The sequence below is a fragment of the Novosphingobium sp. FKTRR1 genome, from assembly GCF_020404405.1.
In the GTDB taxonomy this organism is placed as follows: domain Bacteria; phylum Pseudomonadota; class Alphaproteobacteria; order Sphingomonadales; family Sphingomonadaceae; genus Novosphingobium.
In genome coordinates this window covers 115,412-133,269 of sequence record NZ_JAIZDA010000004.1, presented here as the reverse complement: position 1 = coordinate 133,269, position 17,858 = coordinate 115,412, and the positions used below count along the sequence as shown (strand labels likewise).

Below are 17,858 nucleotides of genomic sequence, written 5' to 3'. Positions count from 1 at the left end.
GTAAGCCCCATGGCTTGGCGGGGTTTTCCCGCTTTCATTCGATCACCCAAAGGCCGATTCCGACCGAGCGATGACCAGTAGAGAGCGCAAGGCCGCCCGCGCCACCTCACGGGCCATCATCGACATCGGTTCCAACACCGTGCGTCTGGTCATCTACGGACCGCCGCTGCGCGCGCCGGAAGTGTTGCACAATGAAAAGGTCACGGCGCGGCTGGGCAAAGGCGTTGCGGAGAATGGCCTGCTCGGAAACCGCGCCATGGCGACTTCACTTGCCGCGCTGGCGCGCTACCGGACGTTGCTGCAACTGCGCGGGATCGAGAACATCACCGTCGTTGCCACCGCCGCATCCCGCGATGCCCGCAACGGACCCGAATTCCTTGACCAAGTACGCGCGCTGGGGTTCGAGCCGCGCCTGCTGACGGGTGAAGAAGAAGCGGTCACCAGCGCGCATGGCGTGATCGGCGCCTTTCCGGGCGCACGCGGGATCGCCGCCGATCTTGGCGGCGGCAGTCTGGAACTGACCGACATCGACGGCGATCGCTGCCGTCATGGCGTATCCTTGCCGCTGGGTTCCCTGCGCTTGCCCGCCATGCGCACGGGGGGCGACCGCGCGTTTGGACAGATCATCGGCAAGGCGCTGAAAAAGGCGGATTGGTCCGCCGAGCCGGGTACAACCCTGTACCTTGTCGGCGGATCGCTACGCGCCTTTGCCCGCTATGCGATGCACATGATGGACTGGCCGATTGACGATCCGCATGGCTTTGAACTGGCAGCGGATGACGCAACGCGCATCGCCCGGCGTCTGGCCGGCAAGCGCACCGAAGCCCTGCCCGCGCTTGAAGGTCTGGCCAGCGGTCGCCTCGCCGCATTGCCAGATACCGCGGCCTTGTTGGCGGTCCTGGTGCGACGCCTGCAGCCGGCCAAACTGGTCTTTTCAGCATGGGGCCTGCGCGAAGGCTTGCTGATCGAAGAGCTGCCCGAATACGTGCGCGGTCAAGACCCGCTGGTCGCCGGGGTATCTGCGTTTGCGGCCGAGCAAGGCATCTCGCCGCACATGGGGGCGATGGTGGCCGGATGGACGCTCGCAGCCAGCAGTGGCAGCGGACGCCGCGAGAACCTTCGGCTGGCCGCGACCTTGCTATGTCTGGCAACGGCAACGGTCGAACCCAACTTGCGCCGTGACCTCGCCCGCGATTGGGGCCTGCGCAAGCGCTGGGTCGGCATCGGCCCGGTCGAGCGCGTGCTGCTGGCCGCAGCCATGATCGCGGTCACCGGCAAGACTGATCTGCCCTCCGAACTGGCGGCGATGGTACCGCAGAACCTGCTGCACGAAGCGCAAGGCTGGGGCCTTGCCGCACGCCTGTGTCGCCGGTTGAGCAGCTGCACCACGCAAGGGTTGAGCGGCTCCAGCCTGGTCCGCGAAGACGGCGCACTGGTCCTGCGCGTGCAACCGGCCCTTGCCGCGCTCGTCAACGAAGGCGTCGAGCGCGATCTCAAGGCGCTGGCAACGCACCTTGGCTTGCGCGGCGAAGTGCAAAAGCAGAGCGCTGGCTAAGCGCGGCTCTAGGCGGCGTGGACAAGATTTGATCGTCTCGGCAGGGTTGGTCTGCCCGACCAAAACCTGCACGCATGGGTGCTTTCCGACGCTGTGGCGCGGCATCTGACAGGTGCATACGCTTCAAGCTGTCAGGGCAGGCTTGTCTGGTCGGCATCTTTGACAAAGGGCGCCATGCGTGAACCGACGAAGTGTATTGATGGGCGCGGGAGCCTGCGCCGCGGTTGGCGGCAGTACCGCTCTTTTTACGGCAATCGGCATGGGATCATCGGCGACCTATGCCGAACAGAGCGCCCATTTGCGCAGTCCGTTGGCCGTCTCCCCGTCCGCCCGCGATCTGATCCGCTACGCCACGCTGGCCCCGAACGGCCACAATGCCCAGCCATGGCATTTCCGCATCGGCGAGCGGCGGATCGACATCATGCCCGACCTTGCGCGGCGGACACCCATTGTCGACCCTGATGATCATCACATCTTCGTCAGCCTTGGCGCTGCTGCCGAAAATCTGGTGCTGGCATCCGCCGCGCGCGGCGCGCCGGGCATGATCTCCTTCGATCCGCGCAAGGACGGTGCGGTCGGCATCGTGTTCGAGCGGGCAAGGCCGATACCGTCGCGCTTGTTCGATGCCATTCCCCGGCGCCAATCGACACGCGCGGTTTACGATGGCCGACAAGTCAGTGCGGTCGATATCGACTCCCTTGCCCGATCGGCGGCCGTGCCCGGCGTCGATCTCGTGTTGCTGACCGACCACAGGCGCATCGACCATTTGCGCGATCTTGTGCTGACCGGGAACACCAACCAGATGGCCGATCCGGCGTTTGTGCGCGAACTCAAGTCTTGGCTGCGCTTCAATCCGCGTCAGGCGCTGCGTTCCGCCGATGGCCTTTACAGCGTGGCAAGCGGCAATCCCGAATTGCCCGATTGGCTTGGGCCCTTTGCGTTCGACCGGTTTTCGACGGCGGAGTCCGAAAACGAGGCGTATGCCAGGCAAATCCGGTCCTCTGCCGGCCTCGCGGTATTCGTCGGCGGCGGAGCATCGCCTGAACATTGGGTGTCGGTCGGCCGTTCATGCCAGCGCTTCGCCTTGCAGGCGACGGCGCTGGGGCTGAGCCACGCCTTCATCAACCAGCCGGTCGAAGTGGCCCGCCTGCGCCCCGAACTCGCCGCGCTGATCGGCCTGCCGGGGCGGCGGCCCGATATCGTGATGCGCTTCGGCTACGGCCCCACGATGCCCTGGTCCCCCCGCAGGCCGGTCGACGCCGTCATCGTGACATGACAGGTGGTCCATCACGGCCTGCCCACACACGCAATACCCCCGACCGCAACGCGGATACCGACGCGAACGAACCATGGCGGAGCGGGAGGGATTCGAACCCTCGATACGCTTTTGGCGTATACTCACTTTCCAGGCGAGCGCCTTCGACCACTCGGCCACCGCTCCGCATGCACTGGAAGAGCGCCCCTAGCCGCACGTGACCACTTCCGCAAGGGCGCGAACGCTGTCAGACTGGCGTAATGTATCGCCAGACCGTTCTTGCCGCCGTTGCGGCCGCCACCATCGCTTGCCAACCGGCGCGCGCCGCCGATCCTGCTCCGCTTGCACCGACGCAGATCGTCGCCGCAGCCCCCGTCAGCGACTGGACCGCGATCGCGCCGGCCGATCTGCTGGTGATGGACCTTGCCCCGGTGCCATCCGGCAAAGCGCGCAGGGTGGTGATCCAGTTGATACCCGCGCCGTTCTCGTTCGCATGGGTCGGCAATATCCGGATGCTGGCGGCCGCGCATTGGTGGGACGCCACCAGCATCAACCGGGTGCAGGACAACTATGTCGTCCAGTGGGGCGACCCCGACGGCGAGGACAAAGTCTTGGCCAAGCCCTTGCCACCGGGGTTGCTGAAGGTGCAGCAATCCAATTATGTCGTCGCCATCGACAATCAGGCACTCAAGCGCTTCACCCCTGCAAGTACCGGCGAGAGCAAGGTGTCCATCGGCAAGGACAGCTATGCCGATGGCGTGGAGTTCCGCAACGGCTGGCCGTTCGCAAGCGATGCCAAGACAATCTGGCCGATCCACTGCTATGGAACCGTCGGCGTCGGGCGTGACATGCCGCCGGACACCGGAACCGGTGCGGAACTATACGCGGTGATCGGGCAAGCCCCGCGCCAGTTGGACCGCAACATCGCGATCGTTGGCCGGGTTATCGAGGGAATGGAATACCTCGCCAGCCTGCCGCGCGGCACTGGCGACATCGGCTTCTACAAGTCGGCGATCGAGCGCGTGCCCATTCGGCAGATCCGTCTGGGAGGCGAGGTGCCAGACCTGCCCCGCTACCAATACCTGACCACCGACAGCGCGAGTTTCAAACGCTATGCCGAGGCGCGCGCCAATCGGCGCGATCCGTTCTACATCAAGCCCGCCGGTGGGGTGGACGTGTGCAACGTGCCGGTACCGGTGCGGCGGGTGCCTTGACCGGCGATGAGCAGCACGAACTGACGAGCACGCTCTGGCGTTGGCAGAGCGCTGGAGGAACCGCGTGGTGGTTCGTGTCGGTTGACGGCGTGGCGGCGGACGCCTTGTCGGCCACCGCATTGGTTCGGCGGCTGGAGAGCGGACGGCGCGCGGGTTTCGGCTCGGTCAAGGTCGCTGTCCGGATCGGTGGCAGCCGATGGCAGACCAGCGCCTTTCCGATGAAGGAAGAAGGCTGGTCGATCCCGGTCAAGGCTGCTGTGCGCAAGGCCGAGGCCCTGAACGAAGGCGATCCCGTCAAGATCACCATCGGGTTCTGAGCGGCGGCGGGACAATACACCGGACGGCGGTTGCACAAATTTAATTGATCAATTAAACCCTACGGCATCCGCGTCCCGAACCGCAAAAGGAACCGCCCTTGGCCCAGCCTCGTCTGCTTGAAGGCATCCGCATCGTTGATTTGACCAGCGTTGTATTCGGGCCTTATGCCACTGAGATATTGGCCGATCTGGGGGCCGATGTGATCAAGGTCGAGGGGCTTACCGGCGACCAGTTTCGCCACGCCGGGCGGCCCGCCAAGACCTTTGGCATGGGGCCTTGCACACTCAACCTCAACAAAGGCAAGCGATCGCTGGCGGTCGATCTCAAGACCGAGGATGGCAAGGCCGCGCTGACCAAAGTGTTGCTGGATGCCGACGTATTCATCCACAATGTGCGCGAACAGGCGATCGAGCGACTGGGTTTCGGGTATGAAGCGGTCACCGCGCTGAAACCGGGTATCGTCTATGTCCATTGTGTCGGCTTCGGCTCGGACGGACCTTATGCGGGTTTGCAGGCTTATGACGATGTCATTCAGGCCGCGACGGGCACGGCCACACTGCTGCCCCGCGCCGACGGCAACCCCGCGCCGCGCTATCTGCCATCCTTGATCGCGGACAAGGTGGCGGGATTGCATGGTGCCTATGCGACGCTGGCCGCGATCATCCACAAGCTGCGCACAGGCGAAGGCCAGTTCGTCGAAGTGCCGATGTTCGAAGCATTCTCGCACTTCATGATGCAGGAACACTTGTACGGTGCCACGCTGGTGCCGCCGCTGGAACCGGCGGGCTATCCCCGGCAGGTCGATCCGCACCGCCAGCCCTTCCCCACGGCCGATGGCTACATCTCGATCGTCCCCTACACCCCCGAAGCGGTCGAGCGGATCATGCCGCTGATCGGCGCGCCTGAACTGATCGAGGACGAGCGGTTTGCCACGCCTTACGGCCGCATCGTCAACATCAGTGCGTTCTATGACGAGATCGCAAGCCGAACACCGGCCAGGACAAGCGCCGAATGGTGCGCCTTGTTCGCCGAGCACCAGATTCCGGCCATGCCCGTGCGCGATCTGGCCGATATCACCGACGATCCCCACTTGCAGGCGGTCGACTTCTTCCAGCACCGCACGCACCCGACCGAGGGCGACTATCTGCAACTGCGCGCTCCAGTGAAGTTTTCGGTCGGTGGCTTCGACGTGGGCCCCGCGCCGACCATCGGGCAGGACAACGCCGAACTGGCATGAAGTCGCGACGGAGGTCGACGGCGGTTACCCCCCGTTGGGGCGTGGCGGCACCGGAAAGACGATGAAATGGTCGTGTACCTGACTCGCCTTTGACCCGTCTGGAAGTGCGTGCAGGCCGCGCTGGAGTTCGCCGATTGCGTCGGGCCCGAGTTCCAGCCGGTGCTCGTCTGGGTGGGTCGGGGCCGCCTGAACGTAGTCGTGTCCCGGCGTGGTCGTCATCTCGATGTGTGCGCCAAGCGCTGCGCGAATGCGCTTGCCTCGGGCAAAACGTGCCAGACGGTCGATGCTCGCGCGCGCCACGGCGAACTTGTCGAGCGGCACATAAAGCCGTCCAGGATAGAGCGCATCGCCCGAAAGCAGGATGCCAAGCTGCGGGTCATGGATCATGATGTGCGCCGGTTGGTGCCCCGGCGTCGGGATGACCGTCAGCATCCGGCCGCCCAGATCAAGACGGCCAAGCTGGTCGGGCCAATGCGCGATGCCGAAGAAGCTCGCCACGTCGGCAGGCGCAAGGCCGACGACCACCGTGTCGGGCCGGTTGCGGAATTGTGCATCTCCGGCAACATGATCGCCATGGCTATGGCTGTGCGCGACTACCAAGGGAATGGCCGCGCGGCCATGGGCGGCCAGCCAGCGCGCAATAAGGCCGTCGATCGTGGGGCGCACCGCCACATTGCCAGCCCCCGTATCGAGCAACAGCGCGCGCTCCTTGCCGAACAGCAGGTATAGGAACGGCGCCTCGAAGTTGGTCTTGACCGACTGGCGGATCACGAACGTGTCAGCGTCGAGCGCTTGAACCTGCAATGCAGGCTCAACCCCCTGCGTACCGTCGATCCACCGCTCGGCGAAAAGCTGCGGCGGCGCTGGTGCTTGCCGGGCGGCAACCGGTGTTGCCATCATCGACACCCCGGCGCCCCCGGCCAGAGCGAGTTTGGCTAAGGTTGCAAATCCCTGCATGGCATTTTCCCGGCGGGCATACGGTGCCGAACGCCCGGCCCTTGGGGTAACACTACCGCGCGTTCTGCTGGCGTGCGACATCTTACCCGATGGACTTGAAAAAGGGTGCCGGGCGACGGCTAGATGCGGTCGGCCTGGGCCACCGCATCGCTGGCGCGCAGGGCGCTGATGATGCGGGTCAGGTGCGCCAGATCGCGGACTTCCAGATCGACTTCATACGTATGGAACGGGTTTTCGCGCTGGGTCATTTCAAGATTGACCACGTTGGCGTGGTTCTTGGCGAAAGTGCCAGCCATTTCGGCAAGCGTGCCGGGGCGGTTGTAGAGTTCGGCGCGAACGCGTCCGACCGCGCCATCGGTGCGCGCATCCCATTGCAGATCGATCCAGTCGGCATCGACCCCGTCGGCCAGTTGCAGACAGTCGATGGCGTGGACTTCCACCCCCTTGCCCGGGCGGCGCAGACCCACGATCCGGTCGCCTGGCACCGGATGACAGCAATCGGCAAGCTGAAACGCGACACCCGGCGTCAACCCGCGCACCGCGATGGCGCGTTGCTGGCTTGGCCAAGTCTCGCTGGCAGGCAAGTTGGCGGCGCTGCCGGGCACCAGCGCCTCCATCACCTGCCGGTCGTCCAGCTTGGCCGAACCGATCGCGACCATCAGGTCTTCCTCGCTGTTCAACTTAAGCCGCTTTATCGCCTCAGCCAGCGCCTTCTTGCCAATCTGACTGGGCAGGCGTTCGGCGATCTCCTCATAGATCTTGCGGCCGATGGCGGCGATCTCGGAGCGTTCCTTTTGCCGAACGAAGCGGCGGATGCCGGCCCGCGCCTTGCCGGTCACGACGAACGCCAGCCACGACAACTGGGGTTCGGCGTTGCGGCTCTTGATGATTTCCACCACGTCACCGTTCTGCAGGGGCGTGCGCAACGGAACGTGGCGTCCGTTGATCTTGGCGCCCACTGCCTGCGCGCCCAGATTGGTGTGGACGGCAAATGCAAAGTCGATCGGCGAGGCACCCTTGGGCAACTGGAACAGCGCACCCTTGGGGGTGAAGGCAAAGATGCGGTCCTGATAGATCGCCATCTTGGTATTTTCGAGCAGTTCGTCAGGATCGCTGCTGGTTTCGAGAATTTCCACCAGATCGCGTAGCCAACCCACTTGCTCGTCGGGTTTGGGCTCACCCTGCTTATAGGCCCAGTGCGCCGCAAGGCCGTATTCATTGAGCCGGTGCATTTCGCGCGTCTTGAGCTGTACTTCCACGCGCATGGCGTTGGAATAGATCAGGCTGGTGTGAACCGAGCGATAGCCGTTCATCTTGGGCGTGGAGATGTAGTCCTTGAACCGACCGGGAATCATCTGCCAGGTACGGTGCAGCACCCCGAGCGCCTTGTAGCAATCGTCGACATCATCGATCAGCACGCGAAACGCCATGATGTCGGTGATCTGTTCGAAGCTGACGTGGCGCTCGGCCATCTTCTTCCAGATCGAATAAGGGTGCTTTTCGCGGCCCGACACTTCGACCTTCAGCCCTGCTTCGGCCAACGCCTGCTTGATCGAAAGCGCGATCTCGTCGACCTGGCTGCCCTCTTCGCTGCGGATCGCGGCAAGCCGCTGGGTAATCGTGGCATAGGCTTCGGGTTCAAGCTGCTCGAACGCCAGCAACTGCATTTCGCGCATGTATTCGTACATACCCACGCGTTGGGCCAGCGGAGCATAGATCTCCATCGTTTCGCGCGCGATGCGGCGGCGCTTGTCGGCGCTCTTGATGAAGTGCAGCGTGCGCATGTTGTGCAAGCGGTCGGCCAGTTTGACCAACAGAACGCGCAAGTCCTCGCTCATCGCCAACAGGAACTTGCGCAGGTTTTCGGCCGCGCGCTCGTTGTCGCTCATCGTTTCGATCTTGGACAGCTTGGTCACGCCGTCGACCAGGCGGGCGACGTCGGGGCCGAACAGCCGCTCGATCTCCTCGACTGTGGCCAGAGTATCCTCGACCGTATCGTGCAACAGCGCGGTGATGATCGTTTCCTGATCGAGCTTCAGCTCGGTCATCAGGCCCGCCACTTCGACCGGATGCGAGAAATACGGGTCACCGCTCGCACGCTTTTGGGTGCCGTGTTTTTGCACGGTATAGACATAGGCACGGTTCAGCATCGCCTCGTCCGCATCGGGATCATAGGCGAGCACACGTTCGACAAGTTCGTACTGGCGCAGCATTTCGCAACCAAGATGGGGCGCGAAGGGGCCATGCCGCAAGTCAAAAGTCCCGATCAGGGAGATCGGCATACGTTTCTTTCACCGCTGCGGCCTTATCGTACCTCAGATGACCGCCAAAGCCGCCCCGCAACCTGCGATCAACCCGCCGTCTGAGCCGTGGTGGCGGGTGCTGCGCGATGGCGGCTGGCCGGACCTGAGCCGGGTTCGGGTCTATGCCGCGATGGTGCTGATCGCCTATCTGCCGATGCTGGCGGTGGTGTTTGCGCAAGCCACCGGCCATGTCGGGTCGGACTTTCTGGCTTTCTGGGGCGCAGGCCACCTGGCGGTCGGGGGCCATCCGGCGCAAGTCTATGACCTTGCAGCAGAACAGGCTGCACAAGCGCTCACCGGCACCGGACAACTGGTCGCCTTTGTCAATCCTCCGCCGTTCCTGTTTGCCACCCTGCCGCTGGGACTGCTGCCGTATGGCGTGGCATGGATCGCCTTTGCGCTGGGCGGCTGGGCGATCTGGTTTGCGGTGGCGCGCAAACTGGCGCCGCCGCATCTGGCGCTGGCGGTGCTGGCCTTTCCCGGTGCCTATCTTGCGGCAAGCCATGCCCAGACCGGGTTCATCACCGGAGTGCTGCTGATCGGCGGCGTGATCGCCCTGCCCCGCCGGCCGTGGCATTCGGGCGCGCTGCTGGGCGCATTGGTCATCAAGCCGCATCTGGCCCTGCTAGTGCCGGTGTGGCTGCTCGCCGGGCGCCAGTGGCGTGCGCTGGCCAGCGCCGCCATGGCGGCCATCGGGCTTTGCCTTGCCGCGCTGCTGGCTTTCGGTTGGCAGACCTGGGCCGCATGGCCACAGGCCTTTGCCGTCAGCAAGGTGCTGATGGCGCAAGGACCGAGCGCCTTCTGGTTGCGGATGTGCACGCCATATGCCGCGCTGCACCAGCACGGCGGACCGTTGGTCGCGATGGTGGGCCAAGCGGCTTTGACCCTGCTCGCCGCCGCCCTGAGCGCACTGGCATGGCGGCGCAGTCGCGACCCACAGGCAACCGGGGCGGTGATGCTGGCGGCTACCGCGCTCGGCTCGCCCTACTTGTTCAGCTACGATTTGCCGTTCCTGATCCAGCCGCTGTGCTGGCTGGCCACGCAAGCCCGCGTGAATGGCTGGAGGGCTTGGGAAAAGCCGCTGCTGGTGCTCTTGTGGCTTGCCCCATTGGCGACGCGCGCTGCCGCCTTGCCGCTGGGTGTCAACCTGATGCCCCTGGCCGCCGCCGGGTTACTCTGGCTGGTCTGGACCCGGCTCGACCATCCCCAGCACCGGAGCGTGCGGAGCGCTGTCGGCGGGTAGCAGGCCCGACAGACGCGGGTCGGGGAACACCTCGACGAACCGCGCATAAGGCCGGAATCCGCGTTTCATGTAGAACGGCAGCGCATTGGGGTCATCGAGCGTGCACGTGTGCACCCATACCCGCTCCACCCCCGGCGCCCATGCCAGTTGCAACGCGCGGCGCATCAGCCATTTGCCAAAGCCCTTGCCGGTGGCCTTCACCACCAGCCCGAAGAAGACGATCTCGCACTGGCCCTGCTCGCGGAAATCCAGTTCGAGCATGCCCACTTCCACCCCGGCGCGGTCGGTCACCGCATAAAGCTGAACCGCAGGATCGCGGATGATCGCTTCCAGTTCCGCATCGGGCTTGACCAGCCGCGACCACCAGATCCAGTAGCCACCCACCCGCTTGTAGAGCAGGCGGTACTTTTCGGCCGAACAATCCTTCCACCGCTTGAGTGCCAGCGGCACCTCCGGTTCGGGCACCAGCCGCTTGAGATCGGCCGGGGGCGCCAGCATTTCCAGCGCCGTCACCACGCACGGCAGGTCGCCATTGCGGACATTGTGATAGCCCTCGGTCAGCGGCGCGCCGGGAATGTCCATGGCCTTTTGCCTTTCAGCTCCACACCGCTTCAGGCGGCAGGCTCATCAGGATGGCGTCGATATTGCCGCCAGTCTTGAGCCCGAACAGCGTTCCGCGATCGTAAACGAGGTTGAACTCGGCATAGCGCCCGCGCCACTGCAACTGCTGCAACTTCTCGGCATCGTTGAAGGGCGTATGCATGCGGCGGCGCACGAGTGTGGGGAACGCGGTCAGGAATGCTTCCCCCACATCGCGGGTAAAGGCGAAATTCGCCTCGAACGCGGCATCGTCGACACACTCCAGATGATCGTAGAAGATCCCGCCGACACCGCGATGAACCTTGCGGTGGGGAATGTAGAAATAGTCGTCCGCCCACTTTTTGAAGCGCGGATAATAGCCAGCATCGTGTGCATCGCAGGCGGCCTTGTAGGCGGCGTGGAACTCGTCGGTATCCTGCGCATAGGGGATCGGCGGGTTTAGGTCGCCGCCACCGCCGAACCACGCCTTGCGCGTGGTCAGGAAGCGGGTGTTCATGTGCACGGCGGGCACGTGGGGGTTGGCCATGTGGGCCACCAGACTGATGCCCGTGGCAGTAAAGCCCGGATTTTCAGGGTCGGCGCCGTTGATCGTTCCGGCAAATTCCTTGGAGAAGGTGCCGCCGACGGTCGAAACGTTGACGCCGACTTTCTCGAATACCTTGCCCTTCATCAGCCCTTGCACGCCGCCACCACCGTTCGCGACCGGCTCACCATCGTGTGATCGGTCCCAGGGGGTATATGCAAAGACGGCATCGCTGCCCGCCTCGCGCTCGATCGCCTCGAACTCGGCGCAGATCCGGTCACGAAGGCTTTCGAACCAGCTACGGGCGCGGGCGGTGTGGTCGGTCCAGTCGGTCATGCTTGTCCTTTTGCCCGGCAGGCGGAAACCCGGCACTTGCCAAGGGAATCGCCATCCGGCAAGGGGAAGCCATGGTTCCCTTTTCGTTCGCAAGTCAGGAATTACGGCTGGGCGCGTCGCGCGCGCTGTTCTGGCCTGCCGAAAACGCGCTGCTGGTGGCTGATCTGCACCTTGAAAAGGCCAGCTGGTTTGCCCGCTTCGGCCAGATGCTTCCCCCCTATGACAGCCGCGAGACGCTGGAACGAATCGCGCTTTCCCTGCGCGAGACGGGCGCGCGGCGGGTGTTCTGTCTGGGCGACAACTTTCACGATGCGGATGGCGCAAACCGCCTTGAACCGCATGCTGCGGGCATGCTGGCCGCGCTGACCCGCGCAACCGAATGGGTGTGGATCACCGGCAACCACGATGAAAAAGGCGGCAGCGTGCCCGGCGAGTACCTGCCTGAGGTACGTATCGGCGGGCTGTTGTTGCGCCATGAAGCGCAGGCGGATGAGCTAGAGCCCGAGCTCTCCGGCCATTTCCACCCCAAGTTGCGCATCGTCGCACGGGGCCGTTCGATCGCCCGCCCCTGCGCGGTTTCCAGCGAAAACAAGCTGATACTTCCCGCCTTCGGCGCTTTGACCGGCGGGATGGACGCTGCCGATCCGGTGATTCTGGGGCGCCTTGGTGCGGGCCTTGGCCAGACCCGCGCGATCGACGCGCTTGTGCCGACCGAACGGCGGATCACCCGCTTTGCGCTATGGCGCGCGGCTGCTTGAACCATTCGCAAGCGCTTGCAAACGCTGCGGGGCGTTCCCATGTCAAAAGACTGGCCCTCAGGACAGACAAGCCCTTTATCTACGCGCGCATTGTGATAAGAGCGCGCGCTAAGCCGCCTATTTCGTGAAACATCAGGAGAGAGCACTATAGCCCCCCCACCCCGGCGCATGATGGCGCCCCCCGTCAAGAGCGGGCCTCGCTTCAACCAGATGATCAACGTGCCCAAGGTGCGCGTGATCGATGAGAATGGCGAGAACCTGGGTGTAATGTACACCCGCGAAGCAATCGATCAGGCAGCCGAAGTCGGGCTGGACCTGGTTGAGGTTTCGCCCACCGCCGATCCGCCGGTGTGCAAGTTCCTCGATGTCGGCAAATTCCGGTACGAAGCGCAAAAAAAGGCCAACGCCGCGCGCAAGAGCCAGAAGACGCAGGAGATCAAGGAGATCAAGATGCGTCCCAACATCGACGACCACGACTATGACGTGAAGCTGCGCGCCGTGCACCGCTTCATCGAAGAAGGCGACAAGGTGAAAGTCACCCTGCGCTTCCGTGGCCGCGAACTGTCGCACCAGCAACTGGGCATGAACCTTTTGCGCAAGGTGCAGGACGATGTCGCCGAAATCGCCAAGGTCGAAGCCTTCCCCCGCATGGAAGGCCGCCAGATGCTGATGGTGATCGCGCCAAAGTAAGCGCCAGGTTTCAGCACCTGCCAAACCCGAAGGGGCGCGCCGCAAGGTTGCGCCCCTTCTGTTTTGCGCCACATCCGATCCGGTTGCACAAGCAACCATTGCCCGGCGGCGTTCCGTGTCCTAGCATCGCATCCCATGAGCCAAACCACTCGCGCGCGCGCCGCATTCGCCCTGATCCTTGCCACCTCTACCGCGCTGGGCGCCTGCCCGGCTCTTGCTGCAAGCGAGCACTTCTCGGTCATCAGCGGCAACAAGATAGTCGGGCATCTGGACGTCGAGACGACCGGCAAAGCCGTCACCATCGACTTCGACATCAAGGACAACGGTCGCGGCCCGACGATGAAGGAAGCGCTGACGCTGGGCTCTGACGGACTGCCGGTAACCTGGGCGATCGATGGCGCCACCACCTTTGGCAGCAAGGTGGCCGAACGCTTTGCGTTGAAGGGGGGCAAGGCGACCTGGACCGACGCGGCGGGCAAAGGTTCTGCAACGGTCAAGGCGCCAACGCTCTATGTCACACAGAACGGCAGCCCATGGGAGTTCGGTCTGCAAGTGCGCGCCCTGCTCGCCGCGCCCGGCCAGACGCTGCCCGCGCTGCCGGGCGGCGCGCTGCGCCTGACCAAGGGCGACGTGCTGACCGTCAATGGCGCGGACGGTCCGCTCGAGGTCACGCAATATGCCATCAGCGGCACCAACTATGCCCCAGCCTACGCGCTGCTGGACAAGGACGGCGCACTGTTTGCGCAAATCGACCCGAGCTCGGTCGTGGTCCGCAAGGGGTATGAAGGGGAGCAAGTGCAGCTGCGCGGTCTCGCCGCCGATCTGCAATCACGCCGCTATGCCGATCTTCAGGCGCGCTATGCCCACAACTTTGGCGCGCCGGTGCGGATCACCAACGTGCGGCTGTTCGACCCGGTGGCCAAGGCGCTGACCGGGCCCGTTCAAGTGTTGGTGAACGGCAACCGCATCACCGCAGTGGAACCCGCCGACAGCCCGGCCACCCCCGGCGAAGCCACCATCGACGGCGCTGGCGGTACGCTGGTTGCGGGCATGACCGACATGCATGGCCACATCGGTCAGGACGACGCGCTGCTCAACGTGCTGGCCGGGGTGACCTCGGTGCGCGACATGGGCAACGACAACGCCGTACTCGATGACCTGATCAGCCGCATCGAAAAGGGCGTGATTACGGGGCCGCGCGTGATCCGCAGCGGCTTCATCGAAGGCAAAAGCCCGTTCAACGCGAACAACGGCTTCGTCGTCGACAGCGAGGCCAAGGCGATCGACGCGGTTCGCTGGTACGCCGCGCGCGGATACTGGCAAGTGAAGATCTACAACTCGATGAACCCGGCGTGGGTGCCTGCGGTGGTGGCCGAGGCTCACCGGCTGGGTCTGCGCGTGGCCGGACACGTCCCCGCCTTCACCAATGCCGACGCGATGATCGCCGCCGGTTACGACGAGATGACCCACATCAATCAGGTCTCGCTGGGCTGGGTGATCAAGCAGGGCGAGGATACGCGAACACTGTTCCGGCTCTATGGCTTGAAGCGGCTGGCAACGCTCGATCTGGCCAGCGCGCCGGTGCAGGCGACCATCGCCACAATGGCGCAAAAGCACATCGCCATCGATCCGACGCTTGGCATCCATGAAAACCTGCTGCTCAACCGCGATGGCACCGTGGCGCCCGGGGCTGTGGATTACGTCGACCATTTGCCCGTCGCCGAACAACGTGCCAAGCGCCAGCAGTGGATCGACACCAGCGCTCCGGGTGACGAGGCCGCCTATCGCGCCGCTTATGGCAAGCTGATCGCGATCACCAAGCAGATGCACGATGCCGGAATCTTCATCGTGCCCGGCACCGATACAGGCGGCTCGTTCACCTACCATCGCGAACTGGAACTGTATGAGGCCGCCGGATTCTCCTCCGCCGAGATCCTTGCCCGCGCCACGCTGGACGTACAGCGCTACATGGGCCGCGATCAGGAACTGGGTTCGATCGCCAAGGGCAAGCTGGCCGACTTCTTCCTGATTCCGGGCGATCCGGTGAAGGATCTGAAAGCGATCAAAACCATCCGCATGGTGGTGAAGAACGGCACCTTCTATTTCCCCACCGAGATCTATCCCGAACTGGGGGTCAAACCGTTCACCACCACGCCGGCAATCACCCTGCCAGCACCGGTTGCCAAGCAGGCCAATGCGGGCGGTGCATCGACGCTGCGGCATGACGCGGGGGAACTGCTCGGCCTTTGATCCAGCCTCGTGCGGTCTGCGCTGGACAAGCGCTGTCAGGGTACGCCACTATCCTGACAGCACAGGGGCATGATGGACAGCAACGGACAACCTTCGGCCCTTTCGCAAGGGGCCAACAGCGTGCTCGGCTCGCCGCTGCGGCTGCTGTCGGGCACGGTGACATATGTCGCAGTGCTGTTCGTCGTCTCTACGCTGGGGTACGTCCACGCCGGATGGCCGCTGGGCGATGCCGCCTACATGGTGCTGCTGACGATCTTTTCGGTCGGCTATGGCGAAGTCCGGCCGATCGACACCACGTATCTGCGCCTGTGGACGACCTTCACGATCGTGCTCGGCTGCACCGGCATGATCGTGCTGACCGGCGCGCTGGTGCAAGTGTTCACCCTGTTCCAGTTTCGCCGCCTTTTGGGGTTGGATCGCATGGCATCCGATATCGAACGCCTTGAAAATCACGTGATCATCTGCGGGTATGGCCGCATCGGCGTGCAATTGGCCAAGGCCCTGACCGAAGCGCGCACGCCGTTCCTGATCGTTGAACGCAGCGCCGCCAAGGCCGAGGTTTCCAAGTCCCACGGCTTCCTGACGCTGATCGGTGAAGCAACGCACGAGGATACGCTCCGGCAGGCCGGAATCGCGCGCGCGCGCGTGCTCGCCACCGTGCTGCCAGACGATGCCGCCAACGTGTTCATCACCCTGTCTGCGCGCAACCTCAACCCGGCTGTCCAGATCATCGCGCGCGGCGAGGCTCCGACCACGGAGAGCAAGCTGTTTCATGCTGGGGCCGACAAGGTCGTGCTGCCCACCCACATCGGCGCCGAGCGCATCACCGAACTGATCCTCTACCCCGCCACCGACCGCGTGCTGGACGAGGCGACAAGGATGACCGACGTGAAGCGGCAGTTGCATGACTTCGGGCTCGACCTTGAAGTGGTGCAGGTTGCCGCCAAAAGCGCGCTCGTCGGCGAAACGGTGGGTGAGGCGGAGCGACGCGGCAACGGGGCGTTCTTTGTGGTCCAGATCGATCGCATCGACGGCAAGTCGATCGAGCATCCGGGCGAGGACGTGCGCATTGAGGTTGGCGATTCAATCCTGCTGGTGGTGCGCGGCAGTCGCTTGTCGGCGGGCGCGGTTTTCAACGCGCCGGCGCGACCGGTTCGGTCTGGGCGAACGTTTTTGGGGTGAATACAGCCGCCCCTATTTCGGCATCCTGTTCCACGCATCGAGCGCGGCGATCTTGTAGGCTTCGGCCAGCGTCGGGTAGTTGAAAGTGTTCTCGATGAAGAAGTCGAGCGTGCCCTTCAGGTTGAGTACCGCCTGACCGATGTGGATCAATTCAGTCGCCCCCTCGCCCAGGATATGCACGCCCAGCAGACGCCGGGTTTTGAGCGAGAACAACATCTTCATCATACCGGTGTTCAGCCCCATGATGTGGCCACGGCTGGTTTCGCGAAAGCGGGCGATACCCACTTCATAACTGATGCCGCGCGCGCGCACCTCCTGCTCGTTCATACCCACGGTCGAGATTTCGGGCACGGCATAGATGCCATAAGGGAAGTATTGCGGCGCTGGCGGCAGTGGCAGGCCAAAGGCATGACATGCGGCGATGCGGCCCTGCTCCATCGACGTGGAGGCAAGGCTGGGAAAGCCGATCACGTCGCCTGCGGCATAGATGTGCGGAACGGCGGTCTGCAGTGTCTTGGGATCAACCGTGATCCGGCCGCGATGGTCGGCGGTCAGTCCGCACTTGGCCAGCTCGAGCGCATCCGTCGCGCCAGTACGGCCAGCGGCGTAGAGGAGCATCTCGGTGCGGATCGTCCGCCCGTCCGCAAGCGTGGTGGTGACCCAGCCGTCGGCCCCCTTCTCCACTTTGGCCACGGCGACGCCCGTGCGGATGATCATGCCGCGATCGCGCAAGTCGTGAACGAACTCGTCGATCACTTCGCGGTCGATGAAGTCGAGAAACGTCTCGCGCGGTTCGACGAGAGTCACCGGAACATCCATCGCCGAAAAGATCGTGGCATATTCGATGCCGATCACGCCTGCGCCGATCACGCACAGACTGCGCGGCACGCGCGGCACTTCGACGATGCGGTCGCTGTCGACGACCGCCAGATCGTCGAACGGAATGGTATCGGGACGGTGCGGCACGGTGCCCACGCAGATCAGGATGCGCTCGGCGGTAACGCGCAGGTCGCTGCCATCGGCCCGGCCGATCGCGATCTCGTGCGGTCCGGTAAAGCGCGCCATGCCCGATACCGTGCGGATCTTGTTGCGGTGGAACTGGTGCTCAAGCACGTTGACCTCGTGCTCCAGCGTCTTGCCTAGCCGGTGCCCCAGATCGTCACCGCCGATCTCGGCCTTCACACGATAGGAATGTCCATAGAATCCACGTTCGCGCCAGCCCGACAGATTGAGCACGGTTTCGCGCAAGGTCTTGGACGGAATGGTGCCGGTATGGACCGAAACGCCGCCAACCCGCCGCCGCCCTTCGACGACCAGCACCTGCTTGCCCAGCTTGGCGGCCTGCACCCCGGCGCGTCGCCCTGCCGGGCCGCTGCCGATCACCACCAGGTCGTACCGTTCCATCCGTGTCCCCCCAGCCCCCGCGCCCGCCTTGAT

Annotated in this window: 15 protein-coding genes and 1 tRNA gene; 10 read left to right on the top strand and 6 right to left on the bottom strand. The window is 64.2% G+C overall.

Annotation, left to right across the window (positions count from 1 at the left end; genetic code table 11):
- The first annotated feature begins 70 nt into the window (after nucleotides 1-70).
- Nucleotides 71-1,555 carry a Ppx/GppA family phosphatase gene (locus LDN95_RS06090; protein ID WP_226016754.1) on the top strand — a complete coding sequence of 495 codons (1,485 nt, stop codon included), beginning with the start codon at nucleotides 71-73 and terminating at the stop codon, nucleotides 1,553-1,555.
- 259 nt (nucleotides 1,556-1,814) lie between these two features.
- Complete coding sequence (locus LDN95_RS06085; protein WP_226016753.1) at nucleotides 1,815-2,831, top strand: Tat pathway signal protein; 1,017 nt, start codon at nucleotides 1,815-1,817, stop codon at nucleotides 2,829-2,831.
- A gap of 74 nt (nucleotides 2,832-2,905) precedes the next feature.
- On the opposite strand, the gene LDN95_RS06080 is transcribed toward LDN95_RS06085, so the two are convergent.
- Nucleotides 2,906-2,996, bottom strand: a tRNA-Ser gene (locus LDN95_RS06080).
- A gap of 74 nt (nucleotides 2,997-3,070) precedes the next feature.
- Between LDN95_RS06080 and LDN95_RS06075 the strand changes: the two genes are divergently transcribed.
- The 3 genes from LDN95_RS06075 to LDN95_RS06065 all read left to right on the top strand — a co-directional run bounded on the left by LDN95_RS06075 (nucleotide 3,071) and on the right by LDN95_RS06065 (nucleotide 5,579).
- Nucleotides 3,071-4,024 carry a peptidylprolyl isomerase gene (locus tag LDN95_RS06075; RefSeq protein ID WP_226016752.1) on the top strand — a complete coding sequence of 318 codons (954 nt, stop codon included), beginning with the start codon at nucleotides 3,071-3,073 and terminating at the stop codon, nucleotides 4,022-4,024.
- The gene (locus LDN95_RS06070) at nucleotides 4,021-4,341 is read left to right on the top strand and encodes a DUF1905 domain-containing protein (RefSeq protein ID WP_226016751.1); all 321 of its coding nucleotides are present in this window, start codon (nucleotides 4,021-4,023) and stop codon (nucleotides 4,339-4,341) included. Before LDN95_RS06075 ends, LDN95_RS06070 begins: the two co-directional genes overlap by 4 nt.
- Nucleotides 4,342-4,439: 98 nt before the next feature.
- Nucleotides 4,440-5,579 carry a CaiB/BaiF CoA-transferase family protein gene (locus LDN95_RS06065; RefSeq protein ID WP_226016750.1) on the top strand — a complete coding sequence of 380 codons (1,140 nt, stop codon included), beginning with the start codon at nucleotides 4,440-4,442 and terminating at the stop codon, nucleotides 5,577-5,579.
- Nucleotides 5,580-5,603: 24 nt separating this feature from the next.
- Here the strand turns inward: LDN95_RS06065 and LDN95_RS06060 are convergent, their stop codons facing one another.
- A complete protein-coding gene (locus tag LDN95_RS06060) occupies nucleotides 5,604-6,536 on the bottom strand; it encodes an MBL fold metallo-hydrolase (RefSeq protein WP_370631659.1) in 933 nt (310 codons plus the stop codon).
- A 119-nt stretch (nucleotides 6,537-6,655) separates the two neighbouring features.
- Nucleotides 6,656-8,749: a bifunctional (p)ppGpp synthetase/guanosine-3',5'-bis(diphosphate) 3'-pyrophosphohydrolase gene (locus LDN95_RS06055; protein WP_226016749.1), complete on the bottom strand. Its 2,094-nt coding sequence runs from the start codon at nucleotides 8,747-8,749 to the stop codon at nucleotides 6,656-6,658.
- Nucleotides 8,750-8,855: 106 nt separating this feature from the next.
- Between LDN95_RS06055 and LDN95_RS06050 the strand changes: the two genes are divergently transcribed.
- On the top strand, nucleotides 8,856-10,082 hold the full coding sequence (locus tag LDN95_RS06050; protein ID WP_226016748.1) for a glycosyltransferase family 87 protein: 1,227 nt from the start codon (nucleotides 8,856-8,858) through the stop codon (nucleotides 10,080-10,082).
- Here the strand turns inward: LDN95_RS06050 and LDN95_RS06045 are convergent.
- Together LDN95_RS06045 and hemF are read right to left on the bottom strand one after the other, a co-directional pair.
- Nucleotides 10,011-10,664 carry an N-acetyltransferase gene (locus LDN95_RS06045; RefSeq protein WP_226016747.1) on the bottom strand — a complete coding sequence of 218 codons (654 nt, stop codon included), beginning with the start codon at nucleotides 10,662-10,664 and terminating at the stop codon, nucleotides 10,011-10,013. The two genes, LDN95_RS06050 and LDN95_RS06045, sit on opposite strands and share 72 nt — an antisense overlap.
- 13 nt (nucleotides 10,665-10,677) lie before the next feature.
- The gene (gene hemF, locus LDN95_RS06040) at nucleotides 10,678-11,541 is read right to left on the bottom strand and encodes an oxygen-dependent coproporphyrinogen oxidase (RefSeq protein WP_226016746.1); all 864 of its coding nucleotides are present in this window, start codon (nucleotides 11,539-11,541) and stop codon (nucleotides 10,678-10,680) included.
- Between the two features lie 71 nt (nucleotides 11,542-11,612).
- Here hemF and pdeM point away from each other — a divergent pair, with 71 nt between their 5' ends.
- From pdeM to LDN95_RS06020, 4 genes are all read left to right on the top strand, one after another.
- Nucleotides 11,613-12,299: a ligase-associated DNA damage response endonuclease PdeM gene (gene pdeM / locus LDN95_RS06035; protein WP_226016745.1), complete on the top strand. Its 687-nt coding sequence runs from the start codon at nucleotides 11,613-11,615 to the stop codon at nucleotides 12,297-12,299.
- Nucleotides 12,300-12,467: 168 nt separating this feature from the next.
- Nucleotides 12,468-12,989: a translation initiation factor IF-3 gene (gene infC / locus LDN95_RS06030; RefSeq protein ID WP_226016744.1), complete on the top strand. Its 522-nt coding sequence runs from the start codon at nucleotides 12,468-12,470 to the stop codon at nucleotides 12,987-12,989.
- A gap of 135 nt (nucleotides 12,990-13,124) precedes the next feature.
- The gene (locus LDN95_RS06025; RefSeq protein WP_226016743.1) at nucleotides 13,125-15,239 is read left to right on the top strand and encodes an amidohydrolase family protein; all 2,115 of its coding nucleotides are present in this window, start codon (nucleotides 13,125-13,127) and stop codon (nucleotides 15,237-15,239) included.
- 69 nt (nucleotides 15,240-15,308) lie between these two features.
- On the top strand, nucleotides 15,309-16,421 hold the full coding sequence (locus LDN95_RS06020) for a TrkA family potassium uptake protein (protein ID WP_370631658.1): 1,113 nt from the start codon (nucleotides 15,309-15,311) through the stop codon (nucleotides 16,419-16,421).
- A 12-nt stretch (nucleotides 16,422-16,433) separates the two neighbouring features.
- On the opposite strand, the gene sthA is transcribed toward LDN95_RS06020, so the two are convergent.
- Nucleotides 16,434-17,825: a Si-specific NAD(P)(+) transhydrogenase gene (gene sthA / locus LDN95_RS06015; protein ID WP_226016742.1), complete on the bottom strand. Its 1,392-nt coding sequence runs from the start codon at nucleotides 17,823-17,825 to the stop codon at nucleotides 16,434-16,436.
- Nucleotides 17,826-17,858: the final 33 nt, after the last annotated feature.